Source organism: Roseiarcus fermentans, from assembly GCF_003315135.1.
GTDB lineage: Bacteria > Pseudomonadota > Alphaproteobacteria > Rhizobiales > Beijerinckiaceae > Roseiarcus > Roseiarcus fermentans.
In genome coordinates, this window is the sequence record NZ_QNRK01000002.1 from 50,148 (window position 1) to 73,113 (window position 22,966).

At 67.7% G+C, this 22,966-nt stretch carries 17 protein-coding genes; 7 read left to right on the top strand and 10 right to left on the bottom strand.

The genetic code is table 11. The annotated features are described in order from the left end of the window. Nucleotides 1-57 precede the first annotated feature (57 nt). Nucleotides 58-903, bottom strand: coding sequence for a formylglycine-generating enzyme family protein (locus tag DFR50_RS01945; protein ID WP_113887510.1), 846 nt, complete (start codon nt 901-903; stop codon nt 58-60). Between the two features lie 240 nt (nt 904-1,143). Here DFR50_RS01945 and DFR50_RS01950 point away from each other — a divergent pair, with 240 nt between their 5' ends. Then, a complete protein-coding gene (locus DFR50_RS01950; RefSeq protein WP_113887511.1) occupies nt 1,144-2,055 on the top strand; it encodes a DUF4399 domain-containing protein in 912 nt (303 codons plus the stop codon). Between the two features lie 327 nt (nt 2,056-2,382). Here DFR50_RS01950 and DFR50_RS01955 read toward each other — a convergent pair whose 3' ends face one another. Further along, nucleotides 2,383-3,036: a glutathione S-transferase family protein gene (locus DFR50_RS01955; protein WP_113887512.1), complete on the bottom strand. Its 654-nt coding sequence runs from the start codon at nt 3,034-3,036 to the stop codon at nt 2,383-2,385. A 134-nt stretch (nt 3,037-3,170) separates the two neighbouring features. On the opposite strand from DFR50_RS01955, the gene DFR50_RS01960 reads away from it, so the two are divergent. Beyond that, nucleotides 3,171-4,385: a polyhydroxyalkanoate depolymerase gene (locus DFR50_RS01960; protein ID WP_113887513.1), complete on the top strand. Its 1,215-nt coding sequence runs from the start codon at nt 3,171-3,173 to the stop codon at nt 4,383-4,385. 1,107 nt (nt 4,386-5,492) lie between these two features. Here the strand turns inward: DFR50_RS01960 and DFR50_RS01965 are convergent. Both DFR50_RS01965 and DFR50_RS01975 read right to left on the bottom strand, forming a co-directional pair. After that, a complete protein-coding gene (locus DFR50_RS01965) occupies nt 5,493-8,399 on the bottom strand; it encodes a beta strand repeat-containing protein (protein WP_113887514.1) in 2,907 nt (968 codons plus the stop codon). 964 nt (nt 8,400-9,363) lie between these two features. After that, entirely contained in the window at nt 9,364-10,419 is a 1,056-nt protein-coding gene (locus tag DFR50_RS01975) for an aldo/keto reductase (protein WP_113887738.1), read from the bottom strand. 178 nt (nt 10,420-10,597) lie between these two features. On the opposite strand from DFR50_RS01975, the gene DFR50_RS01980 reads away from it, so the two are divergent. The 3 genes from DFR50_RS01980 to DFR50_RS01990 all read left to right on the top strand — a co-directional run bounded on the left by DFR50_RS01980 (nt 10,598) and on the right by DFR50_RS01990 (nt 14,392). Next, nucleotides 10,598-11,245 (top strand): DsbA family protein, encoded by a 648-nt coding sequence (locus tag DFR50_RS01980; protein ID WP_170153006.1) that lies wholly within the window; start codon nt 10,598-10,600, stop codon nt 11,243-11,245. A 274-nt stretch (nt 11,246-11,519) separates the two neighbouring features. Next, entirely contained in the window at nt 11,520-13,997 is a 2,478-nt protein-coding gene (locus DFR50_RS01985) for an arylsulfatase (protein WP_425376059.1), read from the top strand. Beyond that, nucleotides 13,997-14,392 carry a hypothetical protein gene (locus tag DFR50_RS01990; RefSeq protein WP_245427255.1) on the top strand — a complete coding sequence of 132 codons (396 nt, stop codon included), beginning with the start codon at nt 13,997-13,999 and terminating at the stop codon, nt 14,390-14,392. The genes DFR50_RS01985 and DFR50_RS01990 overlap by 1 nt, the downstream gene beginning before the upstream one ends. Nucleotides 14,393-14,596: 204 nt before the next feature. Here the strand turns inward: DFR50_RS01990 and DFR50_RS33420 are convergent, their stop codons facing one another. Both DFR50_RS33420 and amrS read right to left on the bottom strand, forming a co-directional pair. Beyond that, on the bottom strand, nt 14,597-14,896 hold the full coding sequence (locus DFR50_RS33420; RefSeq protein WP_113887518.1) for a DUF2934 domain-containing protein: 300 nt from the start codon (nt 14,894-14,896) through the stop codon (nt 14,597-14,599). Between the two features lie 47 nt (nt 14,897-14,943). Continuing rightward, nucleotides 14,944-16,053, bottom strand: a complete 1,110-nt coding sequence (gene amrS, locus DFR50_RS02000) for an AmmeMemoRadiSam system radical SAM enzyme (protein WP_113887740.1) — start codon at nt 16,051-16,053, stop codon at nt 14,944-14,946. Between the two features lie 157 nt (nt 16,054-16,210). On the opposite strand from amrS, the gene amrB reads away from it, so the two are divergent. Beyond that, nucleotides 16,211-17,644 carry an AmmeMemoRadiSam system protein B gene (gene amrB, locus DFR50_RS02005; protein ID WP_170153007.1) on the top strand — a complete coding sequence of 478 codons (1,434 nt, stop codon included), beginning with the start codon at nt 16,211-16,213 and terminating at the stop codon, nt 17,642-17,644. Nucleotides 17,645-17,705: 61 nt separating this feature from the next. Here the strand turns inward: amrB and DFR50_RS02010 are convergent, their stop codons facing one another. Then, the gene (locus DFR50_RS02010; RefSeq protein WP_210208781.1) at nt 17,706-18,290 is read right to left on the bottom strand and encodes a PEP-CTERM sorting domain-containing protein; all 585 of its coding nucleotides are present in this window, start codon (nt 18,288-18,290) and stop codon (nt 17,706-17,708) included. A gap of 567 nt (nt 18,291-18,857) precedes the next feature. Between DFR50_RS02010 and DFR50_RS02015 the strand changes: the two genes are divergently transcribed. Further along, the gene (locus tag DFR50_RS02015; RefSeq protein ID WP_170153009.1) at nt 18,858-19,541 is read left to right on the top strand and encodes a choice-of-anchor E domain-containing protein; all 684 of its coding nucleotides are present in this window, start codon (nt 18,858-18,860) and stop codon (nt 19,539-19,541) included. 251 nt (nt 19,542-19,792) lie between these two features. On the opposite strand, the gene DFR50_RS02020 is transcribed toward DFR50_RS02015, so the two are convergent. The 3 genes from DFR50_RS02020 to rplS all read right to left on the bottom strand — a co-directional run bounded on the left by DFR50_RS02020 (nt 19,793) and on the right by rplS (nt 22,942). Next, nucleotides 19,793-22,171: a primosomal protein N' gene (locus DFR50_RS02020; protein WP_245427257.1), complete on the bottom strand. Its 2,379-nt coding sequence runs from the start codon at nt 22,169-22,171 to the stop codon at nt 19,793-19,795. A gap of 71 nt (nt 22,172-22,242) precedes the next feature. Then, nucleotides 22,243-22,482, bottom strand: a complete 240-nt coding sequence (locus tag DFR50_RS02025) for a CDGSH iron-sulfur domain-containing protein (RefSeq protein ID WP_113887522.1) — start codon at nt 22,480-22,482, stop codon at nt 22,243-22,245. A 46-nt stretch (nt 22,483-22,528) separates the two neighbouring features. Then, nucleotides 22,529-22,942 carry a 50S ribosomal protein L19 gene (rplS, locus tag DFR50_RS02030; RefSeq protein WP_113887523.1) on the bottom strand — a complete coding sequence of 138 codons (414 nt, stop codon included), beginning with the start codon at nt 22,940-22,942 and terminating at the stop codon, nt 22,529-22,531. Nucleotides 22,943-22,966 lie beyond the last annotated feature (24 nt).

Sequence of the window (22,966 nt, forward strand, 5' to 3'; positions counted from 1 at the left end):
GCCCTCCGCGAAAGACGTAATCAGTCGCCTCAGAGCGAATCTTGTCTGGCTTTCCCCTCAGTTGACGTCGCGAGCGACCCGAAAGCCGTTCGCGTAGTAGCGGACGTCCTCGTCGTAGCGAAATCGCGCCGAAGATCTGACCGCCAGGGCCTTGTCGGCGAACGAACCGCCCCTCAGGACTCGCAGCGAACAATCGCCGGTTCCCCAGGCCGACCCGTCGTCCGGCGCGCCGCGATAGGAGGCGTTCCAGCAATCCTCGACCCATTCGGCGGCGTTTCCCGCGGTGTCGTACAACCCGAAGGCGTTGGGCTTGAACGAACCGACCGGCACGGTCCGGCCGGGGTCGCGGTCGCCGCACTCGGCGCACTGCGCGCGTCCGACGCCGACGTCCTGACCCCACCAATAGGGGGTCGTCGATCCGCTGCGCGCCGCGTATTCCCACTCCGCCTCGGTCGGCAGTCGATACGGCTTCCCGGTCGTCTTGGAAATCCAGGCGACGAACTCCACGGCGTCGTCCCAGTCGACGTTCGTCACCGGCCTGTCGCCCCGTCCCCAGCCCTGATCGGGCGGACTGAACTTGCAGCCGCCGGCCGCGACGCAACGGTCCCATTCGGCGAACGTCACATCGCGCCGGCCGATGGCGAAGGCCTTTGCGATCCGGACATGGTGAACCGGTTGCTCAGTCGGCTTGACGAGGGAGCCCATATCGAACTCGCCGGGAGGCGCGACCACCAGTTCCGGGCAGTCGGGGCAATCGCGAAAGATCTCCCCGGGAAGACGTTCCGCGTCCGATCCCTCGCTCCTTGCCGGCCCCGCGGCGCAGACGATCAGGACGGCGCCGAAGATCGCCGCAGCGCGCCACTCCGGAAACCTCCAGGAGAGACCATGCACAGTGCGCTCCATTGAAAATTCTTACACCGCGACGCGAATGTTGTCGATGACAAGGAATACGCGAGCCAACAAGCGCGATCAGAACAACTCTGCGGACGTATAAATCAAAATCGGTGCTTTACAATCGTGTTCATCATGATAACACCGTGCGAGAGGTATTAGGTCAAGGCTTAAAGTAAACATTGTCGACACGATCTTGAGCGCTCGAATCTGTGAATGCTGTTATCTTGACGAACGATTGGGGAAATCGGCATGAAGCTCGTCGTTTGCTCAATCGTCGCCTGGCTCGCAGGCCTGGCGTACCTGTCGAGCGCCCTCGCCCAATCGCCGACGACCTCGGGGCCGACCCCATCGCCGCCTGGGGCGAAGGTTTTCTTCGTCGACCTCAAGGACGGCGCAGTCATCGGAACAAAGGCGACGATTCACTTCGGCCTGCGAGGCATGGGCGTCGCGCCTGCAGGAACCAGGAAGGCCAACTCCGGCCATCACCACCTCCTGGTCGACACCGACCTGCCTCCGCTCGACCAGCCGATCCCGAACGACGAGAACCATCTCCACTTCGGCGGCGGCCAGACGGAGGTCGAACTCTCGCTGCCGCCCGGGCCGCACACGCTGCAACTGCTGTTGGGCGACGCGAATCACATCCCGCACACTCCGCCGATCTTTTCCGACAAGATCCACGTCACTGTGGTCGAGGGCGCGCCGACGCAGGCGGCGGCTCCGCCGGCGCCGGAAACGCGCCACGCTTCGCCGCCAGGCGCCGAGGTCTACATCATATCGCCGAAGAACGGGGCCTATGTCCCTACGACCTTTCCGGTTCGCTTCGGACTGGAAAAGATGGGCGTCGCGCCGGCCGGGGTCGACAAGCCGAATACCGGTCATCACCACCTCCTGATCGACGCTCCGCTGCCTCCCCTGGACCAGCCGATCCCGAACGACGAGAACCATTTGCACTTCGGCGGCGGCCAGACCGAGGCGACCGTGACGTTGCCGACCGGCCGGCACACGCTTCAGCTCCTCCTGGGCGACGCTTCGCATGTGCCCCATCAGCCGCCCGTCATGTCCAGCCCCGTCATCGTCTATGTCGGCATGTCGCCGCCGGCCCCGGAACCCGTCCGGCATCATCCCCGGCCCCACCGCCATCACCATCCGGTTCAGCGCTAGCCCGGACGACGCGCACGAAACGCCGCTCAGATGCGAACAGCAGCCCTTTGACGGTTTCGTTGCGCGGGGCCGACCCGAGGAGTCGCGTGCGCCTTGCAGTCGACAAATCCTTGCCGGCCTCCGCAATATGTTCTATATTTGTTCTTTCAAGACCGAACAGAGGCCGCCATGTCCGCCGTCGGGCGCGCGGGCGCCCCGTCATCGCCAACGGCGATCGCGGACGCCCAGGGCGGCGCGTCAGCGCAAACCGCTGAAAAGCAACGATCCGGGAGCCGCGAAGGCGACGCCCCTCCCGGTTCGAGGGGCGATCGCGCGCCGGCGCCGGCGCTAGAATTCGACCTCGAGTTCCTCGATCTGGTCCGCCTCGGCGAGCGCGCCCTCGCGCCACTCCTGCATCGCAGGCCAGTTCCAGACCCGGTCGGCGTAGGCTTCGAGGTTGCCGTCGAGCTGGACGCCGTAGGTTCGGAAGCGGCTGACCACGGGCGCGTACATCGCGTCGGCCATCGAGATTGCGCCGAACAGCCAGGGGCCGCCGTAAGCTGCGAGGCACTCGCGCCAGATCGCCTTGATCCGCTCGATGTCGGCCTCGGCCTTCGACCAGATCTTGAAGTTGTGCAGTTCGGCCTTGATGTTCATCGGCAGCGCCTGACGGAGCGAGACGAAGCCGGAATGCATCTCGCCGCAGATCGACCGGCAATGCGCGCGCGCCGCCTGATCCTTAGGCAGAAGGCCTGCATTCGGCGCAACCTCGGCCAGGAATTCGCCGATCGCCAGCGTGTCCCACACCGGGATGCCGTCGTAAGTGAGGCGCGGGACCAGAATCGAGGGCGACAGAAGCAGTATCTCCGCCCGCGCGTCCGCGTCGTCGGGAGCGACGATCACCTCGTCGAAATCGATCCCGGCCAGTTTCGTCATCAGCCAGCCGCGCAGCGACCAGGACGAATAGTTCTTGCTGCTGATCGACAGCGTCGTGCCTGACATTTTCGCTCCCTACCCGTTGACGGCGTCCATGGCCCGCCCCCATTTTATCCAAAAGCAAGCGTTATGCCATTGACGAATCGCTCTGGCACGACGTTTGCTCTATGTTGGGCTTGGGCTTGGGAACGGCCGACAGGATGATGTACGACGCTTATCAGAGAATGGCCGACGCGGGCGACCAGGTGCGCCTGTTCGCCGAGAACGCAAACACAATCCTCGGCGCCTGGGTCGCCAACCCGTTCGCGCCGCCGATGCGGCGCATGGCGGCCTATTACGAGCTCGTCGCGCTCGCCGGGTTCACCCATTCGCGGCCCGACTACCGAATCGATCACATCGACGTCCACGGCGAGCCGATCCCGGTCGAGGAGAAGGGGGTCACGTCGACGCCGTTCTGCGAGCTGCTGCGCTTCCGCCGCGAAGGCGGCGAGAACGACCCGAAGATTCTCCTGGTCGCGCCGATGTCGGGGCATTTCGCCACGCTGCTCAGGGGCACGATCCGAACCCTCCTGCGCGACCATCAGGTGTTCGTCACCGACTGGAAGAACCCGCGCAACGTCCGCCTTCAGGACGGCGCCTTCGCTTTCGACGACTACTCCCAGCACCTGATCGACTTCGTCAATTTTCTCGGCGAGGACTGCCACGTCGTGGCGGTGTGCCAGCCGACCGTCTCGGCGCTGATCGCCACCGCGGTGATGGCGCAGGACAATTCCAACATCCAGCCGGCGAGCCTGACGCTGATGGCCGGCCCGATCGACTGCCGCGTCGCGCCGACCAAGGTCAACGCGCTCGCGGTCGAGAAGCCGATCGAATGGTTTCACACCAACATGATCGGGGTCGTGCCGGACAAGTTCGAGGGCGCCGGACGGCGGGTCTATCCCGGCTTCCTGCAACTGTGCGCGTTCATGAGCATGAACGTCGACCGACACACGAAATCGTTCGTCGAGCTGTTCGAGCGCCGCGTCGCCGGCGACGAGGAGAAGGCCGACGCGATCCGCGACTTCTACAAGGAATATTTCGCGATCATGGACATGAGCGCGGATTTCTATCTCGAGACGGTGGAGCAGGTGTTCCAGCGCTTCCTGCTGCCGCAGGGCCTGATGAAGCACAAGGGCCGCACGGTGGAGCCGCGGGCGATCAAGAAAACCTTCCTCCTGACCGTCGAGGGCGAGAAGGACGACATCTGCGCCCCCGGTCAGACGCTGGCCGCACAGGACCTGTGCTCGGGCCTCAGGCCCTACATGAAGACGCACCACCTGCAGGCCGGCGTCGGCCATTACGGCGTGTTCAGCGGCAAGCGCTGGGAGACGCAGGTCTACCCGGTCCTGCGCAACCACATCCAGTCGAGCCGGTGAGCAGGCTGCGGTCGCGGGGTGAAAGCCGCCGCGCAGACCTGGCGGCGGCGGAACGTTTTCAAGCCTTGGGCGCCCAAACCTGTCACTCCGTCACTCCCAAGCCAGGGGTACGAGCGGCGGTCACGGCGCTCAATGGGAGCGGCGGCGTCTCGCCGCCGGGGTGCGCGAGACGCGCACCCTCCCAGGGCGCGCCCTGTCCGGCTCCTCGCGGACAGCCACCTTGGTAGTTACGTCACTCCGTAACTCCCAAGCCGGCGCCGCCCTCTCCCTCAGGGAGAGGGACAGCCGGGCGAAGCCCGGCAGCAGCCGGACTTGATCCGGGGGGAGGGCTCGGAACGCCGACAGTCGGCGTGGCGCACCCTCACCTGGCCGCTTCGCGGCCTGTCCTCTCCCGGAGGGAGAGGTGTTGCGAACGGCCCGCCGCCTGCCGCCTCGCCGCGGCTTGGGAGTTCCGTCACTCCGTCGCGCCACAGCCATTCCCGAGCGCGGGCATGCGGGGCAACGCGCATGCGTTGTCCAAGCCAAGCGTCATGTCCCGTGGCTTTCGCCGTCTCAGGCGGTCGCCTTGTGAACAAAAGACGAACATGCGACACCCGGTCTGTCAAGGATTTGTCGTCGTCCTGTTTTGCGGATCGCAGAGACGGCACGAACAACGGATCCATGAGCGTCTTGATCGCGGTTACCTGCCCGCTTCGGGACCGCCGGCCTCGTCCGGCCGACCCACGCGACGCCGCATCGGCGCGGGCGCATGGGGGCGAGGGCGTCATTCCCCGACCGCCCGGTGAGACGCCTCGCTCGGCTGCCGTCGGTCGATCGCTTACGTCTCGGTCGGGCAGAGCGGGCGTTGGTTGAGCGGCGTGAAGAGAAGAGGCGCGGTAGCGCGCGTGCGCTTTCGAGGCGCGCCGCCGAGCATCGAGGGTGTCGCCCCCCGTGAACGCGGGTCGAGGAGCGCCTCCGCCGCCCCCCGGGAAATTCAGCTGTTCAGAGTCTCACAAATGGAACCCGGTCCGGAGCGCTCGATCGACCGCAGCATCCTTGGCTCTGCCGAGCCCGGCGGCGCCTCCCAAGCGGTTTTGCCGGGAGCCGATCTTCAATTCGCCCGCTTAGCTAGGCGTGCGGCTTGTGCACCGCAGCCAGGTCGAGCGGCCCGCCCGCCTGCGCGCCGCCTTTGGCGCCGAAATCGTTGTTCGACTCGACGAAGCTCGATGTCAACGGGGCGGTCAAGAGCGAGTACGCCTGCGCGAACGCCGCATCAGCGCCCGATAGGGCGATGTCGCTATCCGCTCCGACGTGGGTCACTCCGAAGATGTCGCCAGTCAGGTTCCCCGCCAGCGTATAGTGCAACGCGCCGCCGCCACTGAGCTCGACCGTGAGGGTTGTGTCCGACCCTTTCAGGGTCGGCGTCGCGCTGATGGCGTTTGTATTTCCAAGCTCGAGGACGTCGCCCTGGGCAAACGACGCGAGCAGGCCGCCATAGGTCGTTGTCGTCGCGTTGTCGATACTGAGCTTGGCGGCCGAGGCGCTGAGGAAGGTTGCATTTTCGCTCGCGGCGCCGCCGAGCTCGAGCTCCGACCTGGCGCCGATCTCCAGCCGGCCCGCCCCCGAGAGCGCGCCGGCGACATCGAGGCGCCCGCCGTTCGTTGCTTCGAATACGCCGGCATTCGCGATGGCGCCCGCGCCGTTCAGTGTCAGCGCGCCGGCGGATACGTCGGCGTCGACCGTGCCGGTGTTGGTCAGCGCCAGGTTGCCGTCTCCGATCGTCCCCGTGCCCTGAATCACGTCGTTGTTGATCAGGGTTTCTCCATTTCCTTCGAGAACAGCGCCACCCCCGCCGGTCGCGCTCGTCATGTTGACCACGCCGCCGCCGCTCAGCGTCGTCGCTCCGGCCAAGTTCAGTCGCCCTCCGGTCCGGCCGCCGTTCACCTGAATCGCACCCTCATCGACAATGGCGCCCGAGATGTTGGTGGTCGCGTTGTTGCTCGCGGTAAACGTCGTCCCCCGATAAATGGTGACGTTCTTCAACGCGCCGGTCGCGCCCGGGCTTGTCATGAACACACCCGACCCATTGATGCCGCCGCCGGTCAGCGAGCCGTCGGACAGGATGAACTGCCCTCCCGCATTGATGGTCAGCACGCCCGCCAGTGCGGCGCTCCCGCTGTCGGTGAACGCGCCGCCGACGTTCATGTCGTCGAGAGACAGCGCGCCGCGGGACGCGAGCGAGACATTTCCGGTCGCGGTTACCGACTCGGCGGCGCCGGAAAGCATGTACCCCGAGGTGATCGACAGGCTGGCGATGGTCTCGTCCTGCGCCAGCGTCACGGTTCCGCCGCCCTCGGCGCCGATCACGACATTCGAGGTCTGGCTCGGCGTTGTCCCGTCGCCTGGCGGGCTCCAGTCGGCCGCGCTCGATGCGTTCCAGGTCCCGCCCCCGACGCGCCAGTCATACGCCGTGGCCGATGACGTCGCCACCGCCTCGAACTGAACCTGTCCGCTGGCTTCGTTGTAGAACACTTCGAGCGTGTCGCCGTCGCCGAGGTTCACGCTGTCGCCGTTGCCGGTGTGGCTGCCGAGCGCGCCCTCGGTCTCGACGTCTGCGAACTGGCCGTAAAAATGGTCGGCCCCGAAGGTCATCACCGTATAAGTCGTATCCAGGGGGAGGCTGAGCTCGCCGTCGATCAGCAGGGTTCCGCCGGCAAGATTGACGCTGCCGGACGAGCCCGGCGTTGCCGGGCCGCCGCTTACAGCGACGACGCTCGACTGCGGCGGGGAAACCCCGGGGACGACGTTGGTCTGGAGGACGCCGGCCCCCGACTGGGAGTAGGCGCCGCTCACGCTCAGCGCGCCGGGGTCGCCGTTCAGGCCGCCGACCACGGTTCCGCCGGTGATGTTCAGCGCGCCGACCACCGTTCCGTCGCCTTGCAGCGAACCTCGGGTGATATCGACAGCCGCCGCGGTCAGCTTGCCGTAGGGGCCGACGACGATTGCGCCTGAGCTGGTCACGTCATTGGTCACCACCAGATTGCCAGTCCCCGACGCGGAACCTTCGAGTGTGATGTTGCCGGTATTGGACAGCCCGCCGGCCCCCTTCACCGTCAGCGTGTCCGCGGTCGGCATGCTGGGCCGGCCGACCGAGACGCCGTACCGGCTGGCGCTGCTGTTGGTCAGATTCCCGCCGATCGTCAGGTTGCTGCCCCCGTACCCGAGCCCGCCGGTGTTGAACCCGTCGAGGTCCAGGGCGCCGGCGCCGGTGACGCTCAAATTCCCGGTCGTCGCAACCGATGAGCCGTTTTCCAGCCAGAACTCGCCGGAAACGCTGGCGAGCCCGGTCAGCGCGCTGTTCGTGCTGGTCGACCCGGCGTCGGCGACGCGCGCGTTCCCCTTGAGCCCCGCGACGCCAAACGGACTCGTGTCGAGCCACAGCTCGCCATCGACCGTCGTAATCTGGCCGCTCTTGAACTCCAGCAGCGCGTCGCCCTGAAGGATGACCGTCCCGGTCTCCACTCCCGCCGCGCCAAACCCCGCCGCGGCGTTGGCGACGTTCAGGGTCGCCTGCACACCGGCGCCCCCCGCGATCGTGATCCTGCTGCCGACGCCGTTGGAGAGCCCGCCCGCTCCTTTCACCGTCACCGTGTCGGCCGACGTGATGCCGTCGTCGATGTCGCCGATAAAGACGCCATAGCTGTTGGTGCTGGTGTTGGTCAGATTCCCGCCGATCGTCAGGTTCGAGCCCCCGCCGGCGTCGGTGTTGTCCCCGTCGAGATCAACCGTGCCGCTGCCGGAAAGCGCAACGTTTCCGGTGACCGACTGGATCGTCCCGGGATCCTGAATGTCGAAATTGCCGCCCGTACCGGTGAGCGACCCGACGTTGATCGCTGCGTCGCCGCTCGAGAGTTTGACTGATCCGCTGGCGACGACGACAGCGTCGCCGCGGCCCGGATCACCGGGCGGGCTCCAGTCGCCGCCGCTGTTGGCGTACCAATCAGCATTGCCGCCATTCCAGGTCTTCGTCGTCATGGCGCTCTCCCTTAAGAAATAAATAATCCTTAATACATCCCCTTCAACACGGCCACTCGTTCCAGAAGTTAACGCATCTATATAAAACGTTGCCGTCTATAGACTCTTACAAGAGAAAATTTTGCAGCTGAGGCGCGCAATCGTTGCATAAGGCGCGCGATACAGCAATATCGAAAATCGACTGATGCTTCGGGACGTAACGAACGTCTTGGTCCGCATTTGCACCATGAGCTTGTTGCGATGGGATCCGGAGCAACAGGCGTCGCGACCACAGCGGCTCGACGGCGGCCTCGCTGTCGTGGGCTGCTGAAGTGTCGCAGCGCACGCTATCGCCACGCGCAGGGCGGCGGCTTGGAAGAATCTCGTCCCGCGACGCCGACCTTCCGCAGACGAAATTGCGCAATGTCCGGCCGGAAAACGCGGCGACCGCCTCGGCGACCTTCCCCGGCGATCTGGAGTTGAAGGATGGCAGGTTCGCCGTGCTCGCCGCCAAGAGAGGGGAGGTCCGCCCCTCGATCCGATCGCACGTATCGACGCTGCAGCGACGCTCTGTCATTCGACGCCTTGCCCGCGCCGTCGCTTCACCTCCAGCGTCGTTCGGCGTTGCGTCGCCGCCGGGCCGCTTCGCGGTCAAGCGTCGGCGACGGCCCTCCGGATCCCGCCGTCGCAGGGATGACACGGCGGCGCCGGCGCCGACCGCTCGACCATGCCGGCGCCTGTTTCGAAGCCGCCGCGCGAGATGCGTGTCACGCCCGGCGCATCGGCCGCCGGCCGCGATCCGGCGCATTGCTTCCGTAGCGGAACGACCACCAACGGCGCGTCAGGCTCGAGTCGGTCGTCCGTCGACCGACGCGAGCGACGGGTCGCCGAGCGAAAGACTCGCGCCGTTGGCTGGCGGCTCTCATTCGATCAGCCCGTCAACGGTTGCGTCCGCCATTCCCTCAACCGACCGACCCGAAGGCGCTCACCCCTTCAGATACGGCTTGTGCAGCACGAGATCGGCGGCGTTGAAGCGGTCGTTCGCCGTCCAGGACTGATGCCAGTAGGGGTAGAGCAGCGGCGGCTGGCTGACCTTGTCGAGCCGCGCCCGCTCCTCGTCGGAGAGCTGGACCTCGACGCAGGCGAGGTTGTCGCGGAACTGCGCCTCGGTGCGCCCGCCGACGATCAGCGACGTCACCGTCGGGCGCTGAAGCTCCCAGGCGAGCGCGATCTGGGCCGCCGAAACCCCGTGCGCCTCGCCGATCGAGACGAGCTCGTCGACGATGTCCCAGAGCGCGTTCTCGTCGCGCACCGGCGGCTCGGTCCAGCCGGAGACCTGCCGCGTGCCGTCGGGCGCGGATTTGTCGCGCCGATGCTTTCCCGACAGCAGGCCCCCGGCCAGCGGGCTCCAGACCAGGACGCCGAGGCCCTGATCCGCCGCGATCGGCAGAAGCTCGTACTCCGCCTCGCGAGCCTGAAGGGTGTAGTGGATCTGCTCCGAGACGAAGGGGACGCGGCCGTCGCGTCGCGCCACCTCCATCGCCTTCATCATGTGCCAGCCGGAAAAATTCGAGCAGCCGACATAGCGCACCTTGCCCGACCGGACGAGCGTGTCGAGCGCCTCCATCGTCTCCTCGAGCGGCGTCAGCCCGTCCCACTGGTGAAGCTGATAGAGATCGATCACATCGGTGCGCAGCCGCCTGAGGCTCGCCTCGCATTCGGCGATCAGGTGCCAGCGCGACGAGCCGCGGTCGTTCGGCCCCGAACCCATCGGAAAGCGGGCCTTGGTGGCGATCAGCATGCCCGGCTTCCGGATGGGCATGGCCTCGCCGATCATCTCCTCCGACCGGCCGGCCGAGTAGATGTTGGCGGTGTCGATCAGGTTGACGCCGGCGTCGGCGACGATGTCGATCAGTCGCCGCACCTCGTCGAGCGACACGTCGCCGACCTTGGCGAACGCGCCCTTGCCGCCGAAGGTCATCGTCCCCATGGTGAGAACCGAGACCTTGAGGCCCGAACGGCCGAGCTGCCGGTATTCCATCGCCATCTCCTTCGCATCTGTCGGGCGGGAGCTAACATGCCACCGCGCGTCCGCCAAGATCGCCAGGCGGGCGCGAACGAAGACGTGAACGCCGGACGGGCGCGGGGGTTGCCGCTCGACCGGCTTTATGAGCAATGTCCCGGCCGTTCGCAAGAATCCCGATCTCCAGGAGCCCCGCATGGCTTTCGCTTCCCTTCGCCGCCTGGCCGCCGCCGCTTTGATGGCGGCTGCGTTCTCAGCCAGCGCCGGCGCGGCCGACGCGCCGCAGCCCGACCGCACCGTCGACATGGCCAAGCTCCTTCAGCCGGGCGACCTGAAGGAGCTGACAATCGGCGATCCGGGCGGCGTCGCGGTGGTGGAATACGCGTCCCTGACCTGCCCGCATTGCGCGGTGTTCAGCAAGGAGACGCTGCCGCAGCTCAAGAAGGATTACATCGACACCGGCAAGGTCCGATACGTCTTCCGGGAGTTTTCCCGCAACACGCTCGACGTGGCGGCGTTCGTCCTCGCCCGCTGCCTCGGCGACGACAAGGCGTTCGCGGCCGACGAGCTCTTGTTCGCGCAGCAGGACAAGTGGGCCTTCGTCGACAAGCCGCTCGAGCCGCTGATCGCAGCGATGCGCTCGACCGGCATGACGAAGGACCAGGCGACGCAATGCCTCAACAACCAGAAGCTCGCCGACGGCGTCGTCGCGGTCGCCAAGCGCGCCAACGACGAGGTCAAGCTCACCGGCACGCCGACCTTCGTCATCGACGGCAAGGTCTACGGGGGCGAACTGACGTTCGACCAGATGAAGGCGATCCTGGATCCGCTGGTGAAGAAGTGAGGCTCCGGACCTCGGACGACGCCCACCCACCCGTCGGATCGCGAATTGGATCAGCGCCGGAACGGCGCCGCCGGTCAGATCGGAGCGTGCGGAAAACAACGCCGTGCGAGGTCGCCTTGCCCGCGGCGATGCGCCAGGACTCGGGGCCCCGGTGATACCTGCGCAGGTTGCCGTTCCGGTCAGCGCCCTGTAGACCGTTCGTATCGGCGCGTATCGCGCCCAGGACCGGCACGGGTGCAGAGTGAAACACGATTTGCTCCGCCAGACGCTTGCCCTGTCCGTCCTCGCGCTGCTGTCCGCGAGCCTGTCGGCTTCGGCTCAGCAGATCACCGGCGCGCCCGGCTCTCCCAGCGCCACGGTTACGATCGACGGAAGCCAGCTGCCGCCGCCGCCGCCGCCATTTGGCGGCGTCATCAAGGAGACGGCGGCCGAGTCGACGCCGTACTGGCCTGCGCGGGTCGTTCCGCCCAAGGGCGCGCCGAACGTCCTGCTGATCTTGACGGACGACCAGGGTTACGGCGTCTCCGGCACATTCGGCGGCGTCATCCCGACGCCGGCGCTCGATCGCATCGCGGCGGCCGGCTTGCGCTACACCCAGTTCCACTCGACGGCTCTCTGCTCGCCGACGCGCGCAGCGCTGATCACCGGGCGCAACCATCACGAAGTCGGCTACGGCGTGATCGGCGAATTGTCGACCGGCTATCCGGGCTACGATTCCATCATCGGCCCCGACAGCGCCTCGATCGGCAGGATCCTGCGCGACAACGGCTATGCGACCTCCTGGTTCGGCAAGGACCACAACATCCCGACCTACCAGTACAGCGCGGCCGGCCCCTTCACCCAGTGGCCGGTCGGACTGGGGTTCGAGTATTTCTATGGCTTTCTCGGCGGCGAAACCGACCAGTGGACGCCCTATCTCTACCGCAACACGAGCCCGGTTTATCCCTGGGTCGGCAAGCCCGGCTACAATCTGACCACCGATCTCGCGGACGATGCGATCCATCATATGCGGGAGCTCAACGCCGCCGCGCCCGACACGCCCTTCTTTGTCTACTACGCGCCGGGCGGCAGCCATTCGCCACACCAGCCGACGCAAGAATGGATCGACAAGTTCCACGGCAAGTTCGACATGGGCTGGGAAAAGCTGCGCGAGGAGATTTTCGCCAACCAGAAGCGCCTCGGCGTGATCCCGCCGGAGACGCAACTCACACCGTGGCCCGACGGCCAGGACGCCTACGGCGGCGCCAAGCTGCCGCGATGGGATTCGCTCTCCCTGATCCAGAAGAGGCTTTACGCGCGTGAGGCTGAAGTGTTCGCCGGCTACACCGCCTACACCGACCATGAGATCGGTCGCGTGATCCAGGAGGTCCAGGACGAGGGCAAGCTCGACAACACGCTGATCATCTACATTGTCGGCGACAACGGCACCAGCGCCGAGGGCACGCTCGAAGGCACCTTCAACCAGCTCACGGCCTACAACGGCATTCTGACGCTGCCGGAGGTCGTGCAGATGCTCCATTACGAGGACTGGGGCTCGCACGCCACCTATCCGCACATGTCGGTCGCCTGGTCGTGGGCGTTCGACACCCCGTTCAAGTGGACCAAGCAGGTGGCGTCGCATTTCGGCGGCACGCGGCAGGGGCTGGCGATTTCCTGGCCGGGTCACATCGACGACGCCGGCGGACTCCGCTCCCAGTTTCATCACATGATCGACGTCGCGCCGACCATCCTCGACGCCGCAGGGATCAAGGCGCCGACGACGGTCGACGGCATTGCGCAAAAGCCGATCGAAGGGGTGAGCATGGCCTACACGTTCGCCAAGGCGAACGGCAACGCGCCCTCTCGGCGCGACACGCAGTATTTCGAGATGGTCGGCAACCGCGCCATCTACCACGACGGCTGGATCGCCGCGACTACGCCGCCCGCCGCGCCCTGGCTGCTCGCGACCGGCAAGCTGCCCGACGTCGAAACGGGTTACAACTGGGAACTCTACAACATCGCCAAAGACTATTCCGAGTTCGACGACCTCGCCGCGAAGATGCCGGACAAGCTCAAGCAGATGCAGGCGCTGTTCAAGACCGAGGCGGCCGCGAACGGCGTCTATCCGCTGGATAATTCGGGCTTTTCACGCGCGTTGACGGCTCGCCCGAGCGCCACGTCCGGCAAGACGGAATTCACCTACGTCGGCGAAAACATCGGCATTCCGGTCGGCAATGCGCCCAGCATTCTGGACCGCGACTATACGATCACGGCAGACGTGACGATTCCCGAAGGCGGCGCCGAGGGCATGATCGTGACCCTCGGCGGTCGCTTCGGCGGCTACGGCCTCTACCTGCTCAAGGGCAAGCCGGTGTTCGACTACAACTTCCTCGATCTGAAGCAGACGCGATGGGAAGGCGGGGTGACGGGCGAGGACCTGTTCACCCGGCCGCTGGCGCCGGGCAAACACAGAATCGTGTTCGACTTCAAATACGACGGACCCGGACTCGCCAAGGGCGGCACAGGCGTCCTGTCCGTCGATGGACACGAACTGTCGAAGAAGACCATCGAGCACACGATCCCGTTGCTGATGTCCGTGGACGAGACATTCGACGTCGGGGCCGATACCCGCACCCCGGTGGACGACAGCTACGACGTGCCGTTCCGCTTCACCGGCGCAATCGACAAGCTGACGTTCGATCTTGGACCGTCACAGATCAAGGAATCGGACAAGCCGGCGATCGACGAAGGGATGAAAAAATCCGACAACTGATGGGCGCAAACCTGCTTGCGGGCCTGAACAACGTGAACCGCTTTCTCGCGCTGACGGCCGCCATCGAAGCGGGGGCCGGGTTGGCGCTGATCGCCGCTCCCGAGGCCGTCGTCAGGCTGCTGCTCGGGGCCGGCGTCTCCGGCGCGGCGATCGCCCTTGGCCGCGTCGCCGGAGTGGCCCTGCTCGCGCTCGGCGTCGCCTGTTGGCTGGCGCGCGGCAAAGAGACGGGCGCACTGGTCAGCGCGATGCTGATCTACAATTGCGGCGTGGCGGTCGTGATCGGAATGGCCGGCCTCGGCTCGGGAACCGTCGGCGTCCTCTTGTGGCCCGCCGTCGCGTTGCATGTCGCGATGGGGATCTGGAGCGCCATGATCCGTCGAGGGCGTTTCGCCTGACGATGGCGAGAGCGGCGCGTCTGAGGCGTTCGCCGTGCGGCCGGTTTCGGCTCACTCCGACCGGGCCGGGGCGGCAGGACGCGCGTCGATCGCCGGCGGCGCCGGGCCATTCTCGACCAGCGCACACCCGCCCATGGAGCCAGATGGCGCCGCCGCTCGCGCTCGATTCCGCCGCAACCTGAAAACGGGAACCCACACGCCCCCTCAACCCTCCGGCGACATCCCCCGCCCCGGCAGCCTGTCGGCGAGGCGGTCGTCCTCGACGCCCTGCTCGACGATCCGCTCGCCCGGCATGCCGACCGGCACGCCGTGCTCGAAGGCGACCTCGGGCGGTTCGTCGATCGGCGGCTCGAACGGGTCGAGCGGCAGCGCGTCGATCGACTCGTCGCCCTCGATCTCGCGCCGCGCCGCGTACCAGAACTCCTCGCTGCGCCCCTGCGGGCATCCGGCGCGCTCCCACAGGGCATGGGCGCGCTCGCGGATCGCGTCCCGGCGTTCGTCCATCTCATTCTCCCCGCTCGCTCCGAGCCTCGCCGCGCCTCGCTTCCGCGTCAAGCCGCGTAGCGTTCGATCGCCACCGGCAGGCGGCGCGACCCCCAGGCCCCCGGCCTGTCGGTGAACACCCCCGCCATTTTCGTCCCGCAGCCCGGGCAGCGTCCCGCCGCGTCGAGCCGGTACTCGGTGATGGCGTAGCGGTCGCGGCCGATGCAGCGCGTCCCGCAGGTCGGGCACAGCGTCGCCTCGCGCGCCGGATCGCGGAGGTTGCCGACATAGACGTGGTGGAGGCCATTGCCGATCCCGATCGCGCGGGCTCTTTGCAGCGTCCCGAGCGGCGTCGGCGGCGTCTCGCGCATGTGGTAGTCGGGATGGAAGGCGGTGAAGTGCAGCGGCACGTCCGGGTTCAGCTCCCGGGCGACCCACTTCGTCAGCGCGTCGAGTTCCTCGTCGCCGTCGTTCTCGCCGGGGATGAGCAGCGTCGTGATCTCGGTCCAGACGCTCGTCTCGTGGACGAGGTATTTCAGCGTGTCGAGGACGGGAGCGAGCTTGCCGGCGCAGCGCTTCTCGTAGAAGCGCTCGGAGAACGCCTTGAGGTCGACGTTGGCCGCGTCCATCGCCGCGAACAGTTTCTCGCGCGGCGCGGCGCAGATGAAGCCGGCGGTCACGGCGACGTTCTTCACCCCCCGCGCCCGACAGGCGGCGGCCGTGTCGACCGCGTATTCGAGAAAGATGGTCGGGTCGTTGTAGGTGTAGGCGACGCTGGCGCAGCCGAGTTGCTGCGCCGCGCGCGCGATCGTGTCCGGCATCGCGACCGCGCTGAGGCGCGCCGTCTCACGGCTCTTGGAGATGTCCCAGTTCTGGCAGAAGGCGCAGGCGAGGTTGCAGCCGGCCGTGCCGAACGACAGCACGGACGAACCCGGCAGGAAGTGGTTCAGCGGCTTCTTCTCGATCGGATCGACGCAGAAGCCGGTCGACCGGCCGTAGCCGGTGAGTTCCATGCCCTCGCCGTCCTCGCGGGCGCGGCGCACGAAGCACAAGCCGCGCTGGCCCGCGCGCATGCGGCAGAACCGCGGACAGACCCGGCACTCGATCCGTCCGTCGTCGAGCGTCGTCCAGAAATCGACCGGGACGCCGACCTCGTTGATGCTCTCTTGCCCATCCATGGCGCCTCGGACCGCTTTCGCGAAGCCGCTCCTTGAAGGTTCGCCCCTCATGTCGGGAGCCGCGGCCGCGATTTCAACGAGGGCGCACTGGCGCAAAGCCGAGTCCGGACCTACATTTCGCCGGCAACAGATCTCCATATCGGCGAGGGAGGCCGAGATGCTCAGCGCCGTCCATCCGGCTCAGGTCGCGGGTCTCTTCTATCCGGCGGAGCCGGACGCTTTGCGCGCGCTGATCGCCGATATGCGCAAGGGCGCCCGCCCCGACGGCGGCGTCGCGCCGAAGGTCGTCGTCGCCCCGCACGCGGGCGTCGTTTATTCCGGCTCGGTCGCGGCGACTGCGTTTTCCCCCTGGGCGCGGCGGACAGAGCCCCCCCGAAGGATCGTCATCGTCGGTCCCGCGCATAGAGCAGCCTTCCGCGGCCTTGCCCTTCATCCCGCCGTCGCCTGGAGCACGCCGCTCGGCGAGGTTCTGGTCGCCCGCGATGGTCACGTACGCCTCGCCGAGGCGCGGGCCGCCGAGGTCGACGCGCGGCCCTTCGCCCGCGAGCATTCGCTTGAAATGCATCTCGTCATGCTGCAGGCGATGCTGCCGGCGCCGTTCGAAATCTTGCCGATCCTCGTCGGCGAAGCGAGCCCGGCGCAGGTCGCAGCCGCCCTCCGGCTGGTCTGGGGCGGGCCGGAGACGGTGATCGCGATCTCCTCCGACCTGTCGCATTTCCTCGATCAGGGACGCGCCCGCGCGCTCGACGACGAGACGGGCCGACGGATCGAAGGCCTCGACGTCGGAGCGCTCGACGGCCGGCGGGCGTGCGGCTATCTGCCGATCGGCGGCGCGCTGACGCTCGCGGCCGAGCGCGATCTCCGGGTGAGCGGACTGCATCTGGCGACATCGTCCGACGTCGGGGCGGATTCGTCCCGCGTGGTCGGCTACGGCGCCTTCGCGATGGAATACGCCGCCTCGGCCCGGCTTCAGGACGCCGACCGGGCGCTGCTGCTTTCGACCGCGATGGCCGCGCTCGCGTGGGCGGCGCGCACGGGCGGGCGCAAGCCGGCGATTCGCCGCGACGGCCGCCTGTCGCCGGCGCTCGCGTCGCTGCGCGGAACCTTTGTCACCCTGACCGACGGCGCCCGCCTCAGGGGTTGCATCGGATCGCCTGCGCCGCGCGTTTCGCTGATCGAAGACGTGGCGATGAACGCCGTCCAGGCGGGCTTCGGCGATCCGCGTTTCGCTCCGCTCACGGAAACCGAACTCGAAGGCCTCGAACTCGACGTCTCGATCCTCTCGCACCCCCGCCCAATTCCCGCAGCCAGCGAGGATGCGCTGGTCGCGGCGCTCGAGCCGGATCGGGACGGCCTGATCCTCGGCAAGGGACGGCAACGCGCGCTGTTCCTGCCGAGCGTGTGGCGCCAGGTCGCCGACGGACGGGCATTCGTGCGCCATCTCATGCGCAAGGCCGGCCTCGACCCGACGATGGTCGCGACGGGCCTCGAGGCGCAACGCTTCCGGGTCGAGTCGTTCGGCGCTCCTTTCCGCCGGCCGGCGGCGGCGGAGCTCGCGCCGGTCCGCATCGAGGAGGCGGGCGCGCGCTGAGGCGCGCGCCAACCAGGAAAGGGGTCCCGGGGGATCCCTTTCGCTTTCGATCTGCGCTGCGTCAGAGGCTGATCGCGCGCAGAGTCCGGGCTCTGCGACAGCCCGCAAGGCCGAGCGCGGCGAAGCCGAGTCCCAGCATCGCCCAGGTCGCCGGCTCCGGCGCGGGTGCGGGCGTGAGCGTAATGGCGTCGTTATAGGTCCAGTATTCCGTCGCGCCGCCCGGCCCGAACAGGGCGGCCTGATAGGGAGCGCCGGTCCCCGAGGCGGAGTAGACGCCGAAGACATAGCCCGTGCCCCACGCTCCGGTGTGAAAGGTCACGCCGTTGGCGTCGAGCGGGAAATTGTTCTGGGCGCCGGACCACTGGTCGCCGTTGCCCGAGGCCCAGTTCGTGCAAGTTCCGCCGCAGGCGTTGAACGTGGTGACCGCCGTGAACTCGGTCCACCCGGACGGGAGCATTCCGCCCGTGAGCTCCAGCGTGCCGGCGGTCACCTGTCCAGCGGTGACGTCGAGCGTCAGATCGCCCGTCACGGCGCCCTCGCCTCCCGGATTGTAGTCCGAAATATCGTAGGAATACGTCGCCGCCGATGCGGCGCCAGACAGCGTCAGCGTCGCCGCTACCGCGACGGAAGCCAAAAACTCCCTCATGAGCATGATATCGTCCTCTAAGAATCCCCTCGTCCACTCCGTAATTGGAGGACCACAACAGGGGTTACCCATGATAACACAGTTCTTATGTATGTCAACATTGTACTCATATGTTTACAGATGCGCCCGGTGCTCTAGTATCGAGCGCTGCGATGTCGTCTCGATCGGCGCGCAACGCTTCCGGGTCGAGCCCTTTCGCCGGCCGGACGCGGCCGACGTCGCGCCAGTCCGCATCGACGGCCTCCGGGGCTGAGCCGGCGCTCGTCCCGCTACGGCCTCCGGGGCTGAGCCGGCGCTCGTCCCGCTTATGAAAAGAGGGACCGACCGGATCGCGGCCCCAGGCCTGAAATCCATTTAAACGCAGACTTGAGTGTCGTGGCGAACGCGGCCGAGCCCTCGCGTCAAAAACATATGTTAACGACATTTTTTACGGCGCTTGCGGACAGGCGTTGTATCGTGTAAACATCTGCAGTGGCGCGCAGGGGTCTGTACGAGCGCTCATGACTCATGCATCTTCGGGGGATATACATGAGAGCGTTGACATCGGTCGCCGTCGCGGCGGCCATAATGACGGCGCCCGCATGCGCCTTCGCCGCCATTCAGTCGGTCACGGAAACCTACACCATCGCGCCGACCCTGGCGCCCTTCTCGATCAGCTTCACCTTGCCGGGCTTCGACACGGCGCTGGGGACCTTGACGGGCATCGAGATGGTTCTCAACACCTCGACCACCGCGGCGGTGAACGTCTACAACTTCAATCTGGAAACGAAATCGTTCGCGGACGCCGCTGTCACCATTCCCGTGACGGTGACGGGTCCCGGGCCGACCAGCGTCACATCGCACGATGTCGCCGGCCCGGTCTCGGGCACAGTCGGGCCCGGAGGACTCTACTGGGTCCCCGCCCTGGGAAGCTACGCGCTGGTGGCGGGCGAGGTGACCATTCCCGGCGTGACCGGCTCGGCGAGCGACTCGGCGTCGATCCCGAACAGTGAATTTTCGAATTACATTGGTTCCACAGTCAATTTGTCCTACTCGGCCGCCGCCGGCCAGGGCAATTACTCTGGCAGCGCCCCGACGGGCGTCTCCTTCTCCGGTTCGGCGACGACGGGCGGCAGTTTCGATCTGATCTACTCCTATGAGACCTCCGGCGTGCCCGAGACCTCGACCTGGGCGATGTTGGGGCTGGGCTTCGCCGCCCTCGGCTTCGCCAGCTTGCGGTCGAGCCGCAAGTCGTCCCGCTTCAGCCTCTGAGACGAATATCGCCCGGGCGGCGGTTCGGCGCACGAAACCCGCAGGGCCGCACGTCGCGCGCGGCCCTTTTCGTTCAATCCTCCCGTGGACGATGTCGCGCCTGCCGCGTCTCCACCGCCGGCGGCGTTCGTCAGCCGGGGGCGTCGGCTGTCGCCCGCTCCGCAGCCTGACCCCGATCGGCCGAGCCGCGCGTTCGCTTCGATGACCGAATGACCGAAGGCGCCGCCGCAGCGCTTTCTCGCGCGGGCGCCTTACAGGAAACTCTGCGGATCCACGTCGATGGCGATCTTCACCCCGCCGCGCGGCGGCGGCGCGGCGGCGAGGAGGGCGCGCAAGAAACCCTGCAGGTCGGCGGAGCGCGGCGCCTTGGCGGCGAGGCGGAAGCGGTGGCGCTTGCGCAGGACCGCGATCGGGGCCTCGGCCGGCCCGAGCAGCGTGATCTCCTCGCCCTGGGGCAGCCCGCCGAGCGGCGCGACCCGAAACCCCCTGGCGGCCGGCATGGCGTGGGCGGTCCGGGCCAGCGCGCGCGCGTGGGCCTCGGCCGCGCCCTTGTCCTCGGCCGAGACGACGATCGCCGCGAGCCGCCCGAACGGCGGCAGGCCGCCGCGTCGTCGTTGATCGCTCTCCTGCGCGTAAAAGCGCTCGGCGTCGCCCGAGACGAGCGCCTGGATCACCGGATGCTCGGGCTGCCAGGTCTGGAGCAGGGCGTGGCCCTCGCGTTCGGCCCGCCCGGCCCGCCCGGTCGCCTGACGCAGGAGTTGGAAGGTCCGCTCGGCCGCGCGCGGGTCGGCGTTGGCGAGGCCGACATCGGCGTCGACCACGACGACCAAGGTGAGACTCGGGAAGTTGTGGCCCTTGGCGACCAGTTGGGTGCCGATGACCAGGTCGAACTCGCCGCGCGCTGCGGCCTCGAGCTGGCGGCGCAAGGTTTCGACCCCGCCGGGAAAGTCGGACGACAGCGTGAGCGTGCGCGCGTCGGGAAAGACCAGCGCCGCCTCCTCCGCGAGGCGCTCGACGCCGGGGCCGCAGGCGGTCAGGCTGTCGGCCTCGCGGCATTCCGGGCAAAGCTTTGGCCGCGGCTCGACATGGCCGCAGTGGTGACACACCAGCGCGGCGCGAAAGCGGTGTTCGACCAGCCAGGCGGAGCAGTTCGGGCACTCGAACCGGTGTCCGCACGAGCGGCACAGGGTAAGGGGCGCGTAGCCGCGACGGTTGAGAAACAGGAGCGCCTGCTCGCCTCGGCCGAGCGCCGCCTCGATCCCGGCGATCGCTTTCGGAGACAGCCAGCGGCCGCGCGGCGGGCCCTCGCGCCTGAGATCGACGGTCGCGATGTCGGGCAGCGTCGCCGAGCCGAACCGGCTCGGCAGCTTCAGCCAGGCGTAGCGGCCGGTCTCCGCGTTGACCCGGGTCTCGAGCGCGGGCGTGGCGGAGGCGAGCACCACCGGCGCCCGTTCGAGCCGGGCGCGCACGACCGCCATGTCGCGGGCGTTGTAGATGACGCCGTCCTCCTGCTTGTAGGCGCCCTCGTGCTCTTCGTCGACGACGATGAGCCCGAGGTCGGCGAAGGGCAGGAACAGGGCGGAGCGCGCGCCGACCACCGCCCGCGCTTCTCCGCTCGCCACCGCCCGCAGCGTCCGCTCGCGCCGCCGCTCGGTCAGTCCCGAGTGCCATTCCGCCGGCCGCGCGCCGAACCGCGCCGCGAACCGGTCGAGGAATTCGCCGGTGAGCGCGATTTCCGGCATCAGGACCAGCGCCTGCCGACCCTGCCGCAGGACCTCGGCGATCGCCTCGAAATAGACTTCCGTCTTGCCCGAGCCGGTCACGCCTTCGAGCAGGATGGCGGAAAACGCGCGCGAAGCGACGCGGGCGGCGAGATCGGCGGCGGCCGGGCGCTGGTCGGCGTTGAGGACGGTGTTTCCGAAGCCGGGATCGAGATCCCCGCCGATCGTCTCCTGAGGCATCTCGACCAGGGCGAGCGCGCCGTCCTCGATCAGGCCGTCGATCACACCGACGGAGCAGCCGGCCGCCTCGGCGAGGGCGGATTTGGGAACCGGCGGCGCGCCCTCATCCCGCGCCAAAGGGCGTCCGTCAAGACGCCCTTCTGTCGCCGCGCTATGGCGCGACCCTCCCCCCGGGGGGGAAGGGGTCGGCGGCGCCTCGGCGCCCCTCTCCCCAAGGGAGAGGGCGGGCGCCGCCGGCGGCCGGATGAGGGTTTGCGGATCCTGCATGGTCGCCAGAGCCGCCAGCACGCGGGCGCGCGCGTCGGTCATGCGGGCGGGCGGCTTGCCGGTCGCGACGACGCCCGATCTCGGCGCGGGCGGCGCCGCTGTTTCCTGCGCGCGCACCGCCATGCGCAGCACCATACCGCGCGGGCTCAGCGTCCAGCGGGCGACCCAGTCGACGAAGTCGCGCAAAGGCCGCCTGAGCGGCGGCCAGTCGCGCACGGCCGCGACCTGCTTCAGGTTGTCGCCGCCCGCCTCGCGCTCCGCCCAGACGACCCCGGTCGCGTGGCGCGTTCCCAACGGAACGCTGACGAAACTGCCGGGCTCGAGCACGAGGCCGGCGGGGACGCGGTAGCTGTAGGCGGTATCGACCGCCACCGGAACGAGCACATCGACGACGCGGGCCATCGCGCACTCTTACAACGAAAAAGGCCGGCGGGTTCGCCGCCGGCCTCGGATACCCCTGTCTGCGCCCGGCCTCACAGGCTCTTGTGCGAACCGTCGCAGTAGGGCGCGTTCTTCGTGGCCTTGCAGCCGCAGAGATAGGCGGTTCCGCCGGTCTCGGCGGTGAAGGCCAGCGGCGCGAGCCCGGTGTCCTTGTGCTTGCCGTCGCAGAACGGCTGGTTCGCCGACCGTCCGCAGGCGCACCAGAAGTAGGTCTTGCCCGCCTCGAGATCCTTCGCGTACGGCGCCTTTTGGGCGATCACCGGTTCCGTCATTGTCCCCTCCCCGAAGTAACCAATCCGCCTCGGCGGAAACGAAGGCTCAGCTTTCCTTCGACGCCTTGGCGGCTTCCTTCGCCGCCTTGGCGGCTTCCCGGTTGCCGTCCGTGCGCTCGGCGATGCGCGCCGACTTGCCGCGGCGATCGCGCAGGTAATAGAGCTTGGCGCGCCGCACCTTGCCGCGGCGGACCACCTTGACGGAGTCGATCACCGGAGAATAGATGGGAAACACGCGCTCGACTCCCTCGCCGTAGGAGATCTTGCGCACGGTGAAGCTCTCGTTGAGGCCGCCGCCGCTGCGGGCGATGCAGACGCCCTCGTAGGCCTGGACGCGGCTGCGGTCGCCTTCGGTCACCTTGACGTTGACGATGACCGTGTCGCCGGGCTGGAAATCGGGGATCTTGCTGCCGGGAAGCCTGGCCGCCTGCTCGGCCTCGATCTGCTGGATGATGTTCATCACGAAACTCCTGCCGTGCGCCGG